This is a genomic window from Vicinamibacterales bacterium (assembly GCA_035699745.1).
GTDB lineage: Bacteria > Acidobacteriota > Vicinamibacteria > Vicinamibacterales > 2-12-FULL-66-21 > JAICSD01.
The window spans coordinates 1-16,894 of sequence record DASSPH010000001.1 but is presented as its reverse complement, the minus strand read 5'-3'; the positions used below and the strand labels follow the sequence as shown (position 1 = coordinate 16,894).

Annotated in this window: 18 protein-coding genes; 11 read left to right on the top strand and 7 right to left on the bottom strand. The window is 69.0% G+C overall.

The window, feature by feature from the left end; genetic code table 11:
* The 5 genes from VFK57_00090 to VFK57_00070 form a co-directional block, all read right to left on the bottom strand.
* On the bottom strand, window positions 1-527 hold a 527-nt coding region (locus VFK57_00090; protein HET7694083.1), incomplete at its 3' end, for a TCP-1/cpn60 chaperonin family protein.
* Between the two features lie 128 nt (window positions 528-655).
* Window positions 656-946, bottom strand: a complete 291-nt coding sequence (gene groES, locus VFK57_00085; GenBank protein HET7694082.1) for a co-chaperone GroES — start codon at window positions 944-946, stop codon at window positions 656-658.
* Window positions 947-1,115: 169 nt separating this feature from the next.
* Window positions 1,116-1,325 carry a helix-turn-helix domain-containing protein gene (locus VFK57_00080; GenBank protein HET7694081.1) on the bottom strand — a complete coding sequence of 70 codons (210 nt, stop codon included), beginning with the start codon at window positions 1,323-1,325 and terminating at the stop codon, window positions 1,116-1,118.
* Between the two features lie 6 nt (window positions 1,326-1,331).
* Window positions 1,332-2,297: a phosphoribosylaminoimidazolesuccinocarboxamide synthase gene (locus VFK57_00075; GenBank protein ID HET7694080.1), complete on the bottom strand. Its 966-nt coding sequence runs from the start codon at window positions 2,295-2,297 to the stop codon at window positions 1,332-1,334.
* Between the two features lie 140 nt (window positions 2,298-2,437).
* Window positions 2,438-3,526, bottom strand: coding sequence for a DUF4097 family beta strand repeat-containing protein (locus tag VFK57_00070; protein ID HET7694079.1), 1,089 nt, complete (start codon window positions 3,524-3,526; stop codon window positions 2,438-2,440).
* A 93-nt stretch (window positions 3,527-3,619) separates the two neighbouring features.
* Here VFK57_00070 and VFK57_00065 point away from each other — a divergent pair, with 93 nt between their 5' ends.
* The 4 genes from VFK57_00065 (at window position 3,620) to VFK57_00050 (ending at window position 8,993) form a co-directional block, all read left to right on the top strand.
* Window positions 3,620-4,630 (top strand): lysylphosphatidylglycerol synthase transmembrane domain-containing protein, encoded by a 1,011-nt coding sequence (locus VFK57_00065; GenBank protein ID HET7694078.1) that lies wholly within the window; start codon window positions 3,620-3,622, stop codon window positions 4,628-4,630.
* Window positions 4,627-5,085, top strand: coding sequence for a transcriptional regulator NrdR (gene nrdR / locus VFK57_00060; protein ID HET7694077.1), 459 nt, complete (start codon window positions 4,627-4,629; stop codon window positions 5,083-5,085). The genes VFK57_00065 and nrdR overlap by 4 nt, the downstream gene beginning before the upstream one ends.
* A gap of 230 nt (window positions 5,086-5,315) precedes the next feature.
* Entirely contained in the window at window positions 5,316-7,595 is a 2,280-nt protein-coding gene (locus VFK57_00055; protein HET7694076.1) for an ATP-binding protein, read from the top strand.
* 21 nt (window positions 7,596-7,616) lie between these two features.
* Window positions 7,617-8,993, top strand: coding sequence for a sigma-54 dependent transcriptional regulator (locus VFK57_00050; GenBank protein ID HET7694075.1), 1,377 nt, complete (start codon window positions 7,617-7,619; stop codon window positions 8,991-8,993).
* A gap of 284 nt (window positions 8,994-9,277) precedes the next feature.
* Here VFK57_00050 and ftcD read toward each other — a convergent pair whose 3' ends face one another.
* Window positions 9,278-10,177, bottom strand: coding sequence for a glutamate formimidoyltransferase (gene ftcD / locus VFK57_00045; GenBank protein HET7694074.1), 900 nt, complete (start codon window positions 10,175-10,177; stop codon window positions 9,278-9,280).
* Between the two features lie 31 nt (window positions 10,178-10,208).
* Here ftcD and VFK57_00040 point away from each other — a divergent pair, with 31 nt between their 5' ends.
* From VFK57_00040 to VFK57_00025, 4 genes are read left to right on the top strand one after another with little or no spacing between them, the layout of a single operon-like run.
* Window positions 10,209-10,985 (top strand): hypothetical protein, encoded by a 777-nt coding sequence (locus VFK57_00040; protein ID HET7694073.1) that lies wholly within the window; start codon window positions 10,209-10,211, stop codon window positions 10,983-10,985.
* Between the two features lie 10 nt (window positions 10,986-10,995).
* Window positions 10,996-11,874 carry an RDD family protein gene (locus VFK57_00035; protein HET7694072.1) on the top strand — a complete coding sequence of 293 codons (879 nt, stop codon included), beginning with the start codon at window positions 10,996-10,998 and terminating at the stop codon, window positions 11,872-11,874.
* Window positions 11,871-12,335, top strand: a complete 465-nt coding sequence (locus VFK57_00030) for a phosphatidylglycerophosphatase A (protein ID HET7694071.1) — start codon at window positions 11,871-11,873, stop codon at window positions 12,333-12,335. Before VFK57_00035 ends, VFK57_00030 begins: the two co-directional genes overlap by 4 nt.
* Window positions 12,332-13,591 (top strand): competence/damage-inducible protein A, encoded by a 1,260-nt coding sequence (locus VFK57_00025; GenBank protein ID HET7694070.1) that lies wholly within the window; start codon window positions 12,332-12,334, stop codon window positions 13,589-13,591. Before VFK57_00030 ends, VFK57_00025 begins: the two co-directional genes overlap by 4 nt.
* Before the next feature lie 25 nt (window positions 13,592-13,616).
* Here the strand turns inward: VFK57_00025 and thpR are convergent, their stop codons facing one another.
* Window positions 13,617-14,183 carry an RNA 2',3'-cyclic phosphodiesterase gene (gene thpR / locus VFK57_00020; protein ID HET7694069.1) on the bottom strand — a complete coding sequence of 189 codons (567 nt, stop codon included), beginning with the start codon at window positions 14,181-14,183 and terminating at the stop codon, window positions 13,617-13,619.
* A gap of 99 nt (window positions 14,184-14,282) precedes the next feature.
* Between thpR and plsY the strand changes: the two genes are divergently transcribed.
* The 3 genes from plsY to ftsY are packed head-to-tail and all read left to right on the top strand — an operon-like array spanning window position 14,283 to window position 16,834.
* Complete coding sequence (plsY, locus tag VFK57_00015; GenBank protein HET7694068.1) at window positions 14,283-14,864, top strand: glycerol-3-phosphate 1-O-acyltransferase PlsY; 582 nt, start codon at window positions 14,283-14,285, stop codon at window positions 14,862-14,864.
* Window positions 14,861-15,868 carry an NAD(P)H-dependent glycerol-3-phosphate dehydrogenase gene (locus tag VFK57_00010; protein HET7694067.1) on the top strand — a complete coding sequence of 336 codons (1,008 nt, stop codon included), beginning with the start codon at window positions 14,861-14,863 and terminating at the stop codon, window positions 15,866-15,868. Before plsY ends, VFK57_00010 begins: the two co-directional genes overlap by 4 nt.
* Window positions 15,869-15,910: 42 nt before the next feature.
* Entirely contained in the window at window positions 15,911-16,834 is a 924-nt protein-coding gene (gene ftsY / locus VFK57_00005; GenBank protein HET7694066.1) for a signal recognition particle-docking protein FtsY, read from the top strand.
* The last annotated feature ends 60 nt before the right edge of the window (window positions 16,835-16,894 follow it).

The following is a 16,894-nucleotide window of genomic DNA, read 5'->3' as shown; positions in this document are numbered from 1 at the left end:
TCGACGGTGATGACGCCGTCCTTGCCGACCTTCTCCATCGCTTCCGCGATGATCTTGCCGATGGTCTCGTCGCTGTTCGCCGAGATGGTGCCGACCTGGGCGATGGCCGCGCCGCTGACCGGCTTGGCCGCCTTCTTCAGCTCGGCGACGACCGCTTCGACCGCCTTCTCGATGCCGCGCTTCAGTTCCATCGGGTTGGCGCCGGCGACGACGTTCTTCGCCCCTTCGCGGAAGATCGCCTGCGCGAGCACGGTCGCGGTGGTGGTGCCGTCACCGGCGATGTCCGAGGTCTTGCTCGCGACTTCGCGCACCATCTGCGCGCCCATGTTCTCGAGCGCGTCCTTCAGCTCGATCTCCTTGGCCACCGTGACGCCGTCCTTGGTGATGGTGGGGGAGCCGAACTTCTTGTCGAGGACCACGTTCCGCCCCTTCGGGCCGAGCGTGACCTTCACCGCGTTGGCGAGGCTGTTGACGCCGCGCAGGATGGCCTGACGCGACTCCTCACCGTAGACAATCTGCTTTGCCATTTCTGAGTCTCCATGTCAGCTGTCAGCTGTCAGCTGTCAGCTATCAGCAAAAACCAATACTGATCTGTCTGCTGCGCGCAGCCGGCGCTCGTCAGAGTGGCTGAGAGCCGACGGCTGTGAGCTGAGAGCTACTTGGTCACGACGCCGAGGATCTCTTCCTCGCGCATGATCAGGTACTCCTCGCCGTCGATCTTGATCTCCTGGCCGGAGTACTTGCCGAAGAGCACCGTGTCGCCTTCCTTGACGTCGAGCGGCGTGACCTTGCCGTCCTTCTCGACCTTGCCCTTGCCGACCGCGATCACCTTGCCCTGCTGCGGCTTCTCCTTGGCGGTGTCCGGGATGATGATCCCGCCGATCTTCTGCTCGCCCTCTTCGATGCGCGACACGATCACGCGATCGTGCAGCGGGCGAATGCTCACCTTGGTTGCGGTTGCTGCCATGCGTTGTCTCTCCGTCTGAGTAGGATTGCTGGGCCCGGGAGGGGTACCGTCGTCTAGCACTCGCCCCGGCCGACTGCTAATTCTATGGAAGCCGGCTGCGGGTGTCAAGCAGTCGAGGCAGGGGACTGCTAATGGCGGGAGGGGGCCCCTAACTCATCCGCTTGATGCGGTATTCCGCGATCTTCCGCGAGATCGTATTGCGGTGCAGGCCGAGCAGGTCGGCGGCATCCCCGAGGTTCCCCTTGGACCGCTGCAGCGCCCGGGCGATGAACATCTTCTCGAACTCGCGCCGCGCGTCGTCGTACTGCACGCCCTTGTCGAGCATTTCCGCCACGAGCCGATCCATCTGATCCCGCACGGCGCCCTACGCCAGCTCGCGGCCGGACAGAATCCGGAACGCGTCGATGTACTTCTCGCGGGTGCGCGCCACCACGTCCTCGGGCAGCGACGGGACCGGCGGCTGCTTGTTCCACTTGATCGCTTCCAGGTAGTCGCGCACGAACTGCTTGTCGTAGCTGGGGACGGCGCCGCCGGGCCGGTACTGATCCTTCGGCCAGAAGCGGGAGGAATCCGGCGTGAGGACTTCGTCGATGAGGACGATCTCGTCGTCGCCGATGATGTTGGCCGACGAGCCGTCCGCCTTCGCGCCATCGGCGCTTCGGCGGGATGGGCTGGCTGGCGCCAGCCCGAATTCGAACTTCGTGTCGGCGATGATGATGCCCTTCGACTCGGCGTGCGCGCAGCCGCGGCGGAAGATCTCCAGCGTCAGCGCCTTCACCCGATCGATCAGCGGACGCCCGACGATCGCCGCCGCCTCCTCTTCGCTGATGTTCACGTCGTGGCCGGTCTCTGCCTTGGTCGCCGGCGTGAAGATCGGCTCGGGCAGGCGATCGGACTCCTTGAGCCCGGACGGCAGCTTCACGCCGCACACCATTCCGGTCTGCTGATATTCCTTCCACCCCGATCCCGAGAGGTAGCCTCGCGCCACGCACTCGATCGGCAGCGGCCGCGTCCGCCGGCAGAGCATCGACCGTCCGCGCAGCACCGCAGCGTAGGGCTGCAGCTCGGCGGGGAACTCCGCGACGTCGGTCGCGACGACGTGGTGCGGAACGAGATCGCCCATCCGCTCGAACCAGAAGGCGGAGAGCTGCGTCAGCACCTTGCCCTTGTCCGGAATGCCGGAGCCGAGCACGTAGTCGAACGCGGAGATGCGATCGGTCGCGACGAGCAGCAGCTGGTCGCCGACACGATAGATGTCGCGCACCTTGCCGCGGCCGTGAAGGTGAAGCGTTGGAAACTCGGTTTCGAGGAGAGGAGCGGAGGTGATCACGATGTGTGCAGTGTGCGTTGGCAGTTTGCGGTTCGGAGTTGGCAGTCGTTGACCGAGGCTGCGAATTGTAACTCCGAATGCAGCTTCCGCGAAACGCCAGGCCGGACGGCGCACGCAAAACGGGGCTGCGCCCCGCTCGGTCACTTGCCCGCAGCGGATTTGCGGATGTCGATGCGCGCGCGCGTGGAGCGCAGCGTCAGCGGCGGGCCCCCGCCGCGGATGTTCGCCGTGACGCGCGCGTCGGGCGAGTCCCCGGGGGTCGCGGTGATCGACGAGTCTTCCGAGGTGATGTCCCCTTCGGTGGCGACGGCGTCGAGCGTGTAGCCGCCCGGCGGCGCGGTGACGCGGATGTCTTCGCCGGTGCTGTAGATCGTCACCGGTGCGGCCGCGGCAAGCTCCACTTCGAATTCCACGTTGCGGCCGTCGATGCGCGATTCGGTGCGCAGCCCGGAGACGCGGAGCCGCCCGCCGGTGCCGTTGTAGCGGAGCGGCGCCTTCAGCAGCTTCGCCGCGTCGAGCACGATCTCGGTGTTCCGCGCCTCGATTTCGATCGGCCCGCCGATCTCCTGCATCTCCATTTCCGCGCCGGTCGTCTCCATCGTCACCATGCCGGCGACGGCGCGGAGCTTCGCATTGCTGTTGCGCGCGGTGAGCTTGAGCGACGGGACGGATTCAATCTCGAGACGTCCGCCGGTGTGGTTGAGCGCGACGTGTCCCGCGATCCTGGCGATGCGCGTCTCGCCGCGCTGCCCCATCACCTCCACGCCGGCGACGTCGCTGATGTTCAGCTTTCCCGCGTGCGGCTCGATCCGGATCTGCATCCGCTTCGGCAGGGAGACCGTGATCGTCCCATCGCTGATGAAGCCGCTCTGGTTGTTCTGCCGCATCGGCCACGTCGTGGTGATGGCGATGGCGTCGCCGGCGGCCTCGACCGACACTTTCGCCGCGTCTGCCGCCGCCTTCGCTTCCGCCGGGTTGTAGCCGCGCGCGGTCACCTGCATCTCGACGGCGACGTCGTCTCGATCGGCCCCGGTGATCACCAGCGCGTTGTTCCGTGGAAGATTCAGCCTGACGAGCTTGACCGAGACGTCGACCCGCCGGGTCTGTGCGCTGGTGGCGGTCGCCGACTCCTGCGCGCCCCGCACCTCGCGCTTCAGCTTCTGGAAAATTCCGCCGAGGCTGACGCCCTCCGAGCCCGGCGGCGGCGGGGCGGCTCTGAACTGATACACCACGACACCCGCCGCCACGAATAGCGCGACAAGGACTAACTCGCGTTTACCCATAGGCTTGGCGGCAGTTCCGTAGTAGTAATTATAGCCTTCATGTCCTCTCGACTACGCGCGGCCCTGGTGCTGGTGCTGACGGCCGGGCTGCTGGCGTTCTTCCTCCGCGGGGTGGATCCGTCGGCCGTCTGGGCCGAGGCCCGGCACGCCAACGGGCTGCTGCTCGTGACCGCAATCCTTGTGGTGCTCGTCACTTACGCGCTCCGCGCGTTCCGCTGGCAGTACCTGCTGGCGCCGATCGGCCGGACCCATTTCTCGACCGCGTTCACCACCACAGTTATCGGCTTTGCCTTCAGCTTTCTGGTGCCGCGGGCCGGAGAGCTGCTGCGCCCCTACCTCCTGGCCCGCCGCGAGCAGTTGCCTCCCACCGCCGCGTTTGCGACGATCATCCTCGAGCGCCTGCTGGACCTCCTCACCGTTCTGCTGCTGTTCGGCGTCTTCGTCCTGGCGGTCGATCCGGCGTCGCTTTCCGGCGATCCCGCGCTGTATCGTCAGGTGAAAGCCGGCGGACTGCTCGCGGCCGCCGCGTCGGTCGCCGGTCTCGCCGTGTTCTTCGCCCTGGCCGGCCATCCCGAGCGCCTGGGCCGGATGGCGCTGCGGATCGAGCGCGTGCTGCCCGCCCGGCTGGCCCGCGCCGTGGCGAAATTCGTCGAAACGTTCGCGCAGGGGCTGGCGGTGATGCGTCAGCCGGGCCGCCTGTTCGTCTCGCTGCTGCTCTCGTTTCCGCTCTGGCTGTCGATCGCGGCGGGGATCTGGGTGACGTCGCGTGCGTTTCATATGACGTTCGGCTACATGGGTTCGTTCCTCGTGATGACGCTGCTCGTGGTGGGGGTCGCGATGCCGACGCCGGGGCAGGTGGGCGGGTTTCACGCCGCCTATCGCATCGCGGTCGTGACCTTTTTCGGCGTGGCCGAGCCGACCGCGGTCGCCGCGGCGATCGTGCTGCACGCCGTCTCGTTCGTGCCGGTGACGCTGCTCGGCCTCGCGCTGATGGCCCGCGAAGGGTTGAGTCTCGGGCGGATGCGGGAGATGAGCGGAGTGAAACAATGAAGTGTCCGTTCTGCGGGAATCTCGGCGACAAGGTGGTCGATTCGCGCGAGAGCAAGGAAGGCAACAGCATCCGCCGGCGCCGGGAATGCCTGAATTGCGGCAAGCGGTACACCAGCCGCGAGCACATCGAGGAAATCGAGTACCGGGTCATCAAGAAGGACGGCAGTCCCGAGCCGTTCCGGCGTGAAAAACTGATCGGCGGGCTGGTGCGCGCGTGCGAGAAGCGCCCGGTCAGCGTGCAGCAGCTCGAAGGCATCGCCGATCGCATCGAGTCGGAGCTGCAGGATCGTCCCGACCGCGAGATCCGGACGACGGAAATCGGGCAGCGGATCATGGACGAGCTGCGCCGGATCGATCAGGTCGCCTACGTGCGCTTCGCGTCGGTCTACCGCCAGTTCCGCGACGTCGGCGAGTTCAAGCGCGAGATCGACGAGCTGCAGAAGCACAAGAACTAGGGCAGTGCGCGGTGCGCGGTGCGCGGTGCGCAGTGCGCAGTGCGCAGTGCGCAGTGCGAAGTGCGAAGTGCGGAGTGCGACAGTGCGACCGTGCCAAGTGCGTGGTGCGGAGCGCCGGTCGCGAGAGCTGAGCTGGAACCCGAGAGCCGAAAGCGGCAAGCTGAAAGCTGGAAGCTGGAAGTTGGGAGCTGGAAGCTGAGAGCTGGGAGCTGAAAGCTGTGAGCTGAACTGTGTCTACCACACGCGACGCCGCCGTTCGCCCTACCTTGCCGCCGCGCCGGCCGCCGCGGGAGGCGGAGCGCCGGCCGTTTCGCGACAATCCGCGGCTGATCATCGTCGGCATCCTGCTCTTGCTCGGCAGCCTCGCGGTCATCATCCGGCTCTCCGATCGCACGACGCGGCTGAATCCGGACTTCGTCAGCGAAGTCGTCCTCTACGCGCTCTCGGTGGCCGACGTCACCATGCTCCTGGCGCTCGGCTTCGTGCTCGCGCGCAACGTCATCAAGCTGGTCGTCGAACGCCGCCGCGGCCTGCCGTTCTCGCGCTTCCGGCTGAAGCTGGTCGCGGCGCTGCTCGGCCTCACCATCGTTCCCTCCGTGCTCGTCCTGCTGGCGGGCAGCGAGCTGATCCGCCAGACCACGGCGCGGTGGTTCAGTCAGCCGGTGACGGACGTGCTCACCTCGGCCAACGCGATCGCCGGGACGTTCTACCGCGATCGTCAGGCGGCGGTGGCGCGGCAGGCGACGCAGCTCGCGTCGGCCATTCCGCCGCAGGCGCTCGCCGGCGCAGACCTCGACGCGCTGAAGGCGTCGCTCAGCGGCGCGGTGATGGACGGGCGCGTCGGCATGGTCGAGATCTACCGGCTCCAGCCGGCCGCGGAAGGCAAGACCGAGGTCGTGCCGGTCGTCGCGCTGCAGTCGCCATCGCTGCCGGCCGGCCACCTGCGCGCGTCGTCGGACCGGCTCGCCGCGAAGATCGCGGCCGGCAGCGGCGATACCCAGGCCCAGGAGCCGATCGAGAGCGGCGAGTTCGTCCGCGCCGGCATCCTGATTCGCGACGGCGGCGGGCGTCCGGTCGGCGTCCTCATCGCCAGCGACCATCTGTCCGGAGAGCTGCAGGGCCACGCGCGCATCATCGCCGAGGCGTACGAGGACTACAGCCAGCTGCGCGTCCTCAAGGCGCCGCTCGAGGGCGTGTACCTCTCGCTCTTCCTGATGATGACGCTGATGATCCTGGTGAGCGCGACGTGGCTCGGGCTGTACCTGGCCAAGCGGATTACCCGGCCGGTCGGCATGCTCGCCGCCGGCGCCCGCGAGATCGGCGCCGGGCACCTCGATCACCGCATCGAGCCGGAGACGCGCGACGAGTTCGGGTCGCTGGTCGAGGCCTTCAACTCGATGGCGGGAGAGCTGGCGACCAGCCAGCGGCGGCTGGAGCGGTCGCGCGTCGAGATGGAGCGCAAGAACTCCGAGCTCGACGAACGGCGGCGCTACATCGAGACCGTGCTGCAGCGCATCGCCACCGGCGTCGTCTCGATCGGGCCCGACGGCCGGGTCAGCACGATCAACAACGCCGCCGGCCGTCTGCTCGACGTCGATCCCGGCATCGTCGGATCGCCGGCCGAGCAGCTGCTCGCGCGCGAGGATCTGCAGCCGCTCGCCTCGCTCGTCCGCTCCGTCACCGCGGCGCCGGGCCGGCCCGCCGCCCAGGAGATCGCGCTCTCGCGCGGGGGGCGCGAGATTCACCTCGCCGCCGCCGCGACCGCGCTCCACGGCGAAGCCGGCGCGCACGAGGGAACAGTGCTCGTGTTCGACGACGTGACGCCGCTGGTGCGGACGCAGCGCGTGGCGGCGTGGCGCGACGTGGCGCGGCGGCTGGCGCACGAGATCAAGAACCCGCTCACCCCGATCCAGTTGTCCGCCGAGCGCATGCGGCGCCATTTCGGCGGCGCGCCGGAAGCGACGCGCGCGCTGGTCGACGAGTGCACGACGACGATCGTCGGGGAAGTGGAGTCGCTGAAGGCGCTGGTCGACGAGTTCGCGCAGTTCGCCCGGATGCCGGCGCCGCGCGCCGTGCCGGCGAACCTGAACACCGTCCTCTCCGAGACGCTCGCCCTCTACGACGGACTCTTCCAGCACATCCGGATCGACCGCCGGTTCGCGCCGGGACTTCCGCCGGTGCGGCTCGACGTCGAGCAGATCCGCCGCGTCGTCATCAACCTGCTCGACAACGCCATCGAGGCGATGGCCAGCGCGCCGGGCGTGATCACCATCGAAACCCAGCACGACGCGGCCAACGCGGTCGCGCGGATCGTGATCGCCGACAACGGCCCGGGCGTGCCTCCCGCCGAGCGTGAGAAGCTGTTCATGCCGTACTACTCGACCAAGGGGCGCGGCAGCGGCCTCGGGCTGGCCATCGTGCGGCGGATCGTCGCCGAGCACGGCGGGTCGATCGAGGTGGGAGACAATGCCCCCAGGGGCTCGCGCTTCGTCATCGAGCTGCCGTGCTAGGCATCGGACGTTAGGCTTCAGGTGAAAGAACGCATTCTGATCGTGGACGACGAGGCGGGCGTGCGCAGCGCCCTCGGCGGCGTGCTGCGCGACGAAGGCTACGCGGTCGAGGCGGTGGAGTCCGGCGAAGCCTGCCTCGATCGCGTCGTCCGCACCAGCTACGACGTGATCGTGCTCGACATCTGGCTGCCCGGCATGGACGGACTGGCGACGCTGCAGAAGCTCCAGGACCGGCATGTCGAGGCGCCGGTGATCATGATCTCGGGGCACGGCAACATCGAATCGGCGGTGCGCGCGATCAAGATGGGGGCGTTCGACTTCGTCGAGAAGCCGCTGTCGCTGGACAAGACCGTCCTGGTGGTCTCCAACGCGGTGAAGCAGCGGCGGCTCGAGCTCGAGAACCGCGAGCTGCGCGCCACGGTGGATCGCCGCCATACGATCGTCGGCGAGAGCCCGATCCTGGCGCAGCTGCTCGAGTACGTGGCGATGGCGGCGCCGACCAACGGGCGCGTGCTGATCTACGGCGAGAACGGCACCGGCAAGGAGCTGGTCGCGCGGACGATTCACACGCGCAGCCGCCGCGCCCGCGGACCGTTCATCGAGCTGAACTGCGCGGCGATCCCCGAGGAGCTGATCGAGAGCGAGCTGTTCGGGCACATGAAAGGGGCCTTCACCGGCGCGCTGTCGGATCGCCGCGGCAAGTTCGAGCTCGCGGACGGCGGGACGCTGTTCCTCGACGAGATCGGCGACATGAGCCTGAAGACGCAGGCCAAGGTGCTGCGCGCGCTGCAGGAGCAGATCGTCGAGCCGGTGGGCGGCACCGCCAGCGTGAAAGTCGACGTGCGGGTGATTGCGGCGACCAACAAGGACCTGCCGTCGGAGATCCGCGCCGGCCGGTTCCGCGAGGATCTCTACTTCCGCCTCAACGTCATTCCGATCTTCGTCCCGCCGCTGCGCGACCGCGACTCGGACATTCCGCTGCTGGCGGAGCACTTCATGGCGGAGTTTGCCCGCGAGTACGGGCGGCGGCCGAAGCGGCTGGATGCCGGTGCCGCCACCGGACTGCGCAGCTACCACTGGCCGGGCAACGTCCGCGAGCTGCGCAACGTCATCGAGCGATTGATGATCATGGTGCCGGGCGAGACCATCCATCTCTCCGATCTGGCGTTTCTCGAGGGCGTCAGCGTCGCCGCCGCGGTGCCGGAGGGAGCGCCGGCCGCGACCCTGCACGAAGCGCGCGAGCGCTTCGAGCGCGACTACATCCTCCGCGCGCTCGCGGCCCAGAACGGCAACATCTCGCGCACCGCCGAGGTGCTCGGCGTCGAGCGCAGCAATCTGTACCGCAAGATGAAGGCGTTCGGGATCGTGCTGGCGCGCACCCAGGAGGAACCCGCGTAGTACTGTCATTTCAATCGAAGGAGTCGAAGGAAGGCGAAGGAGGCGAAGGAGCTCGAAGGAGCTCGAAGGAGCCTCGTTCGGCGTTCGAAGGGTCGAAGGTCGAAGGTCGAAGGTCGAAGGTCGAGGATCGAGGATCGAGGGTCGAGGATCGAGGGGCGAGGGGCGAGGGTTTCGGAGGTTCACGCCGTCTCGCACCGTAGACAGGTCTCCTTCGCTCTTCGAGTCCTTCGAGCTGCGACGTCCGAAATGACCTTCGCGGTCTTCGAGATCTTCGATACTTCGAGTTACGGCACCGTCCGCAGCTTGTTCTCGAGAACCTGATCGGCCTTGAAGCCGGCGATCTGCAGGTAGTACTCGGCGGCCGCATTCAGGGCCGCCGCCGGAACCAGGCCCACGATCTCGCTTTCCAGGATCGAGACGCCGTAGCGCTCCGCTTCGCGCTTCACGGTCTCGAACACGCGGAAGATCGGCGTCCTCTCGTAATCGGTCAGGTTCATCGATACCTGGACGATGCCGCGGTCCTTGAGTTCGAAGCCGGCGGCCTTCACGAAGCGGAACCCGCCGCTGCTGTGGCGGATCGCGGCGGCGATCTTCTTCGCCACGTCGAGCCGATCGGTGTTCAGGTTGATGTTGTAGGCGATGAGCGGCATGCGGGCGCCGATCACCGAAGCCCCCGCCGCCGGGTGGGGCGCCGCGGGCCCGAAGTCCGGCGCCCAGCCTTCGGACCCCATCTTCGCCGCCAGCCCTTCGAATTCGCCGCGGCGGATGTCCTCGAGGTTCCTCCGCGCCGGATTGGCCGACGCCTCTTCGTAGAGATACACCGGCACGCCGAATCGCTCGGCGACCTCCCGTCCGGTGTCCTTCGCCAGCGCGACGCACGCCTCCATCGTCACCCCTTCGATTGGGACGAACGGCACGACGTCGACGGCGCCGAGACGCGGGTGCTCGCCGGAATGCTGGCGGAGATCGATCGATTCCAGCGCCTGCCCGTAAATCGCCAGCACCGCCGCCTTCACCGGTCCGGCGTCGCCCGCCAGCGTGAACACCGAACGGTTGTGCGACGGATCCGAGGAGTAGTCGAGCAGCCGGACGCCCGGGACGGCGCGGATCGCGGCGGCGATCCCGTCGACGATTTCAGGGCGTCTGCCTTCGCTGACGTTGGGAATGCACTCGATGATTGGCATGCGATGCATGTATAATCCCGCCAATCCTGACATGGCGGATCCGCTTCGCGACCAGGAAAGTTCAGCATCGCGAATCGAGGAGCTCCTCCTCGCCGGACTCGACCATTATTTCAGCGGACAGTACGAGCTCGCAATCAGCGTGTGGACGCGCGTGCTCTTTCTCGATCGCAGCCACGCCCGCGCGCGCGCCTACATCGAGCGGGCGCGGGGCGCGGTCGCGGAGCGGCAGCGCGAAGGGGAAGAGCTGCTGCAGACCGGCGCCGCGGCCTTCCAGCGCGGCGACGCCGAAGGGGCGCGCCGCCTGCTGACATCCGCGGTCGAGCGCGGCGCGCAGCCGGACGAAGCGCTCGCCATGCTCGATCGCCTGCAGCGCCTGTCGCCGGTGCAGGTGACGCCCACCGCCGAGGTGCCGCGGACGTCGCGGCATCCGGTCACCGATCACAGTCCCGCCGGCGAGCGGCGCGGCATCCGTGCCGCCACGCTGCTGCTGGTGCTCGCGATCGGGCTCGCCTCCGGCGTGCTGGTCATGATCGCCTGGAGCTCCGGCGTGTTCCCGTGGAGCCCGTGGCCGGCGAGCACCTCCGTCGCCGTGATGCCGGAGTCGCCGCTCCCGGTCCCCACGGCCTCGGAGGTCTCGCTCGCCCGCGCCCGCGCCTGGTCCGGCGTCGGCCGGCTGCGCGACGCGCTGAGCGCGCTCGAGGCCGTGCGTCCCGGCGACCCGCTTCGGCCGCAGGCCGACGAGCTGCGCGCCGAGATCCAGCGGCAGCTTCTCGCGGCGGCGCGTGCGGCATCGGCAGAGACACGGTGAATCGCGAGTAATGAAATGTCCCAAGTGTCAGTACATCAGCTTCGATAGCGGCGATCGCTGCCGCAATTGCGGCTACGAGTTCTCGCTCGCCGGCGGCGGCGAAGCTGCCGGCGGCATCGATCTCCCGATCCAGAACGGTTCCGAACCGGTCGGTCCGCTGGCCGATCTCTCCCTGAACGAGGCGCCCAATCTGCCGCTGTTCACCGGCGAAGGGCGCGATCCGGATACGCCGCTCGTGGCCGCCGGCGCGGCGCCGCGTGCGCCTCTCGCCGTGCGCCGCGCCGCCCCAGCCGTCCCGCGGCCGCGGCCGCGCCGCGAAGCGGCGCCCGTCGAGCCGCGGCTGGCGCTCGACACGGCGGATCTCGGCCCGCCGCCTGCGGCGCTCGCCAGGCCATCCGATGAACGCGACGCACCGCTCGTCCACCCGCACCGGGAGGCGCGGGCCGAAGCGGCCGCGGCGTCCGGGATTGCGTCCATCGGCGCGCGTCTCGCCGGTGGCGCGCTGGATCTGCTGCTGCTCGGGACGATCGACGTGATCGTCCTGTATTTCACGCTGCGGATCTGCGATCTCACGTTCGCGCAGGCGCTGACCTTGCCGCTCGCGCCGTTCCTGGCGTTCCTCGCGCTCCTGAACGGGGGTTATCTCGCCGCCTTCGTCGCCGCAAGCGGTCAAACCATCGGGAAAATGGCGGCGGGCACGCGCGTCGTCTCCGCCGATCCCGGGCCGCGCGCCGGCGATCGCGTCACGTTCGAGCAGGCCGTGCTGCGCGCCGCCGCATCCGTGGTGTCGGCGCTGCCGCTCGGCCTCGGCTTCCTGCCCGCGCTCCTCGGCGGCGACCGGCGGGCGCTGCACGATCGCCTCGCGGATACACGCGTCGTAAAAGCGTGACCCGCTTCGCCGTCTTCATCGCCACCGCCGGCTACTGCGGCTACTTCCCGATTGCCCCGGGAACCGCCGGCTCCGCCGCCGGCCTGCTCGTCTTTCTTCTGGTCAGGTGGACCGGATCGCCGATCGTGGAGGTCGCCGCGATCGCCGCGATCTTCGCCGCCGGCGCCTGGGCCGCGACTCACGCCGAACGCTTCTTCGGCGGCATCGATCCGGGGCCGGTCGTCGTCGACGAAGTCGTCGGCATGCTGATCACGCTCGCGTTCGTCCCCACGGGTTGGGCGGCGATGCTGGCGGGGTTTTTCCTCTTTCGCGTGTTCGATGTCATCAAGCCGTTTCCCGCCGATCGCCTCGAGAAGTTCCACGGCGGCTTCGGCATCATGGCCGACGATGCGATGGCGGGCGTGTACGCCAACGTGGCGCTGCGCGGGCTGATGTGGATCGCGCCGGGCTGGTTCTCATGAGAGCCGAAGTCATTGCCGTCGGATCCGAGCTGCTGGGATCGACGCGCGCCGACACCAACTCGCTGTTCCTCTCCGATCGGCTCTCGGGCCTGGGCATCGACCTGCGCATCAAGTCGGTGGTCGGCGACGACGCCGGCGATCTTGCCGCGGTGTTCCGGCAGGCGCTGGCGCGATCGGACGTGATCGTGCTGACCGGCGGGCTCGGACCGACCGACGACGATCTGACGCGGGAGGTCGTGGCCGGCGTCCTCGGCCTGCCGATGACGATCGACGAAGCGATCGTGGCGAAGATTCGATCCCGCTTCGAACGCCGCGGCCTGGTGATGCCGGAGGTGAACCGGCGCCAGGGGCAGGTGCCTCGCGGCGCCATCGTCCTCGACAATCCCAACGGCACGGCGCCGGGGCTCTTCATCGCCGCGACCGGCGAGTACGAGGGACGGATCGTCATTCTGCTGCCGGGGCCGCCGCGCGAGCTGCAGCCGATGTTCGATCTCGTCTGCAGCGGTCCGCTGCGCGATCGCGCCGGCCGGCTCCGCACCTACCGCACGTCGCTGTTCATCACCGGCAAGGGGGAGTCGCACGTCGAGCAGGCGATCCAGCCGATCTACTCGCGGTGGCGCGACGCGGTGCCGCCGATCAGCACCACGATCCTCGCCGTGATGGGGCAGATCGAGCTGCATCTCACCGTGCACGACGAGGACGAGACGCGGGCGCGCGCGGCGCTGGCGCAGGCGCGCGGCCAGTTGCTCGAGGTCATCGGCGACCACGTCTACAGCCTCGAGGGGAAGCCGATGGAGCAGGTGGTCGGCGAGCTGCTCGCGTCGCGCGGCCTGACGATCGCCGCGGCCGAATCCTGCACGGGCGGCCTGCTGATGTCGCGGCTGACCGACGTTCCCGGCAGTTCCCGCTACGTCCGCGCCGGCGTCGTCGTGTATGCGAACGAAGACAAGACCGCGATGCTGGGCGTCCCGGCGGCGGTGCTGGCGGAACACGGCGCGGTCAGCGAGCCGGTCGCGGTCAAAATGGCGGAGGGCATCCGCGAGCGCACCGGCGCGGACGTGGCCATCGGCATCACCGGCATCGCCGGTCCGGGAGGCGGCACGCCCGCCAAGCCGGTGGGCACGGTCGTCATCGGCGTGCTGGTGCAGGAGCAGCCGGCGTACGTGCACACGTATTCGTTCGTCGGCCCACGGCCGATGGTGAAGTTCCAGGCAACCCAGGCGGCGATGGATCGAGTGAGACGGATGCTGAGGTGAGGGGCTGCCGGCTTCCGGCTTCCGGCTACGACAACGGTATGTTCACCAGCGGGAAGTAGGTCGAGCCGCGGGGGGAAGGCCGGCTTTCGAAGACCGTTGCGTGATCGATGCGGCAGCGCGCGTCCGTCGCAGCAGTGGTTCGCATCGCATCCCGGAGCGCGGCGGCCGCGGCGCGCGGGACGTCCTGCACTCGGGCGAGCGTCAAATGGGCGCTGTACGGCCGCGTTTCCGGCTCGAACCCCAGCGGCCGCAGGCGGTCATTCAGCTCATCGTGTATTGCCTTCAGGGAGGAAGCCCCCGCGGCAACACCGATCCACAAGACACGCGGCGGTCCGTGCGATGGAAACACGCCGCATCGACCGAACGCAATCTCAACGGGCCCTGTCCCCAGGGACGGCTTCAACGCTGCGACGACCGCGGGAACGCGTTCGTCGTCGACGTGGCCGATGAACCGCACGGTCAGGTGCATGTTCTCGACAGGAGTCCAGCGAGCACGCACGGAGCCCCCGAGCTTCTGTCGCAGCCCGGAGGCGACAGCCGCCATTGCACGCCGGACATCGTCAGAGAGTTCGATCGCGACAAACAGCCGCATCACGCCGCAGTGTAGCGCCCCAGGAAGCCGGAAAGCTGGAAGCCGGAAGCCGGAAGCCGGTAGCCGGAAGCCGACAGCGCCGAGCGGTAGACTAGAAGGATGCTCCCCTGGATCCTGCTCGGGTATGCGATCGGATCGGTGCCGTTCGCATTCCTCCTGGCGCGGCGCGCCGGCGTGGACGTGCGCGTGGCGGGGAGCGGCAACGTCGGCGCCGCGAACGTCGTGCGGACGTCCGGGCTGCACCTGGGCGTCACCGTGATGACGCTGGACATCGTCAAGGGGGCGGCGACCGTGCTCGCCGCCTATGCGGCGGTCGGAAGCGTGCCGTCGATGGCCGCGGCCGGCGCGGCGGCGGTTGTCGGGCACATCTATCCGGTGTGGCTTCGCTTCCATGGCGGCAAGGGTGTCGCGGTCGCGGCGGGCGCGTTCGCGGTTCTCGCGCCTGTCGCCACCGTCGTGGCGACGCTGGTCTTCGCCGCCGCGGTCGTGTTCACGCGCGTCGTCTCGCTGGGATCGGTGGCGGCGACCGTGACGCTGCCGACGGCGGCGTGGATCGCGGGCGCGCCGACGTCCGTGCTGCTCGCGGCCACGGGGATCGCGGCGTTGATCCTTTTCCGGCATCGCGCGAACGTGCGCCGGATCGCCCGCGGCACGGAACGGCGCTTCGGGGACCGGCGTTGAGCGGGCGGATCGCCGTGCTCGGGGCGGGCAGCTGGGGAACGGCGCTGGCGGTACACTGCGCGCGGATCGGCCATGCCGTCGATCTGTGGGGCCGCGATGCCTCGCTGATGGCCGAGATGACGCGCACGCGCGCGAACGCGGCGTACCTGCCCGGCATCACGCTCGCCCCGTCGATCGCGCCGACCGCGTCGCTCGAGACGGCGCTGGCGAACGCCACCGTCGTGATCGCGGCAGTGCCGTCGCACGGCATGCGCAAGGTCCTTCGCGCGGCGGCGCCGCTGCTCCGCGACGGCGCCGTCCTCGTCAGCGCGACCAAGGGGCTGGAGATCGACTCGCTCGCGCGGATGTCGCAGGTCGCGGCCGAGGAGACCGGAGCGGGGCGGCCGATCGCGGTGCTGTCCGGTCCCAGCTTCGCGCTCGAAGTCGGGCGCGCTCTTCCCACCGCCGTAGTGGTCGCCTCTCACGATCCGGAGGCCGCGGCGCGCGTGCAGCACACGCTGAAGGGGCCCGCGCTCCGGCTGTACGGCAGTGACGACGTGACCGGGGTGGAGTTTGGCGGGGCGCTGAAGAACGTGATCGCCATCGCCGCCGGCGTGGTCGAAGGGCTGGGCATCGGCCACAATGCGATGGCGGCGTTGATCACGCGGGGGCTGGTGGAGATGTCCCGGCTGGCGTGCGCCGAGGGCAGCCGGCGCGAGACGCTTGCCGGGCTGAGCGGCCTGGGCGACCTCGTGCTCACCTGCACGGGCGATCTCAGCCGCAACCGCCACGTCGGCATCGAGCTGGGGCGGGGCCGCGCGCTGCACGACATCCTCGGCGAGATGCGGATGGTCGCGGAAGGGGTGCGAACCACCGCTGCGGCGCTGGCGCTCGGCGCGCGCCACGGCGTCGAACTGCCCCTGGCGGCGCAGATGGCCGCCGTGCTCGAAGGCCGGACGCCGGCCCGGCAGGCCGTCGAGATGCTGATGCTCAGGCCACAGCGCTCGGAGACCGATCGTGCCTGAGTCCTTCGCCTTTCTCATTTGTTCCGTCTTCCGTCTTGAACCATGGGCTTTTTCGACAAGATCAAAGCGTCGCTGACGCGAACCAAGGAACAGTTCGTCGAGCGCTTCGACGAGATCGTCGGCCGCGCGGACACGCCCGCGGAGCGGTCGCGCCCCGTCGACGTCGAGACCCTCGACGCCCTCGAGGAGGCGCTCATCTCCGCCGACGTCGGCGTCGCGGCGAGCGATCGGATCGTGAGCGCCGTCCGGGCGCGGCGCTCGCGCGGCGACTCCCTGCGCACGCTGGTGAAGGACGAGATCCTCTCGATCCTGCGCGCCGCCGACACGGCGTCGCCGAACGGGCGCACGCCTCACGTCGTGCTGATCGTCGGCGTCAACGGCACCGGCAAGACCACCACCGTCGGCAAGCTGGCGCGGCTCATCAAGGATTCTGGGAAGACGCCGTTGATCTGCGCGGCCGACACCTTCCGCGCCGCGGCGGTCGAGCAGCTGCAGGTGTGGGCGACGCGCGCCGGCGTCGATTTCATCCGCGCGCAGTCGGGCTCCGATCCGGCGGCCGTCGTCTTCGACGCCATTGCCGCCGGCAAGGCGCGCGGGCGCGACGTGATTCTCGTCGACACCGCGGGGCGCCTGCACACGCGGGTGAATCTGATGCAGGAGCTGGAGAAGATCCGCCGGGTCGCCGCCCGCGAAGTCGAGGGGGCGCCGCACGAAGTACTGCTCGTGCTCGATGCGACCGTGGGACAGAACGGCCTCAACCAGGCCCGCGAGTTCATGGGCGCCGCCGGCGTCAACGGCATCGTGCTGACCAAGCTGGATGGGACGGCGAAGGGGGGCATCGCGGTGGCGATCGCGCACGATCTGAAGCTGCCGATCCGCTACGTCGGCGTCGGCGAGGGGATCGACGATCTGGTGCCGTTCTCGCCCGAGGACTACGTGAAGGCGCTGTTCGAAGAGAAATGGTGAATGTGTCATTGCCGACTGCCGGTTGGCGAGTGGCGATCGACGGTTGCCGAGTGAGGGATT

Excerpts from the sequence above, each read along its gene's own strand:
- VFK57_00065 (HET7694078.1), top strand. The coding sequence starts at position 3,620 with ATGTCCTCTCGACTACGCGCGGCCCTGGTGCTGGTGCTGACGGCCGGG.
- nrdR (HET7694077.1), top strand. The coding sequence starts at position 4,627 with ATGAAGTGTCCGTTCTGCGGGAATCTCGGCGACAAGGTGGTCGATTCG.
- ftcD (HET7694074.1), bottom strand. The coding sequence starts at position 10,177 with ATGCCAATCATCGAGTGCATTCCCAACGTCAGCGAAGGCAGACGCCCT.
- VFK57_00040 (HET7694073.1), top strand. The coding sequence starts at position 10,209 with ATGGCGGATCCGCTTCGCGACCAGGAAAGTTCAGCATCGCGAATCGAG.
- VFK57_00035 (HET7694072.1), top strand. The coding sequence starts at position 10,996 with ATGAAATGTCCCAAGTGTCAGTACATCAGCTTCGATAGCGGCGATCGC.
- VFK57_00025 (HET7694070.1), top strand. The coding sequence starts at position 12,332 with ATGAGAGCCGAAGTCATTGCCGTCGGATCCGAGCTGCTGGGATCGACG.
- thpR (HET7694069.1), bottom strand. The coding sequence starts at position 14,183 with ATGCGGCTGTTTGTCGCGATCGAACTCTCTGACGATGTCCGGCGTGCA.
- plsY (HET7694068.1), top strand. The coding sequence starts at position 14,283 with ATGCTCCCCTGGATCCTGCTCGGGTATGCGATCGGATCGGTGCCGTTC.
- ftsY (HET7694066.1), top strand. The coding sequence starts at position 15,911 with ATGGGCTTTTTCGACAAGATCAAAGCGTCGCTGACGCGAACCAAGGAA.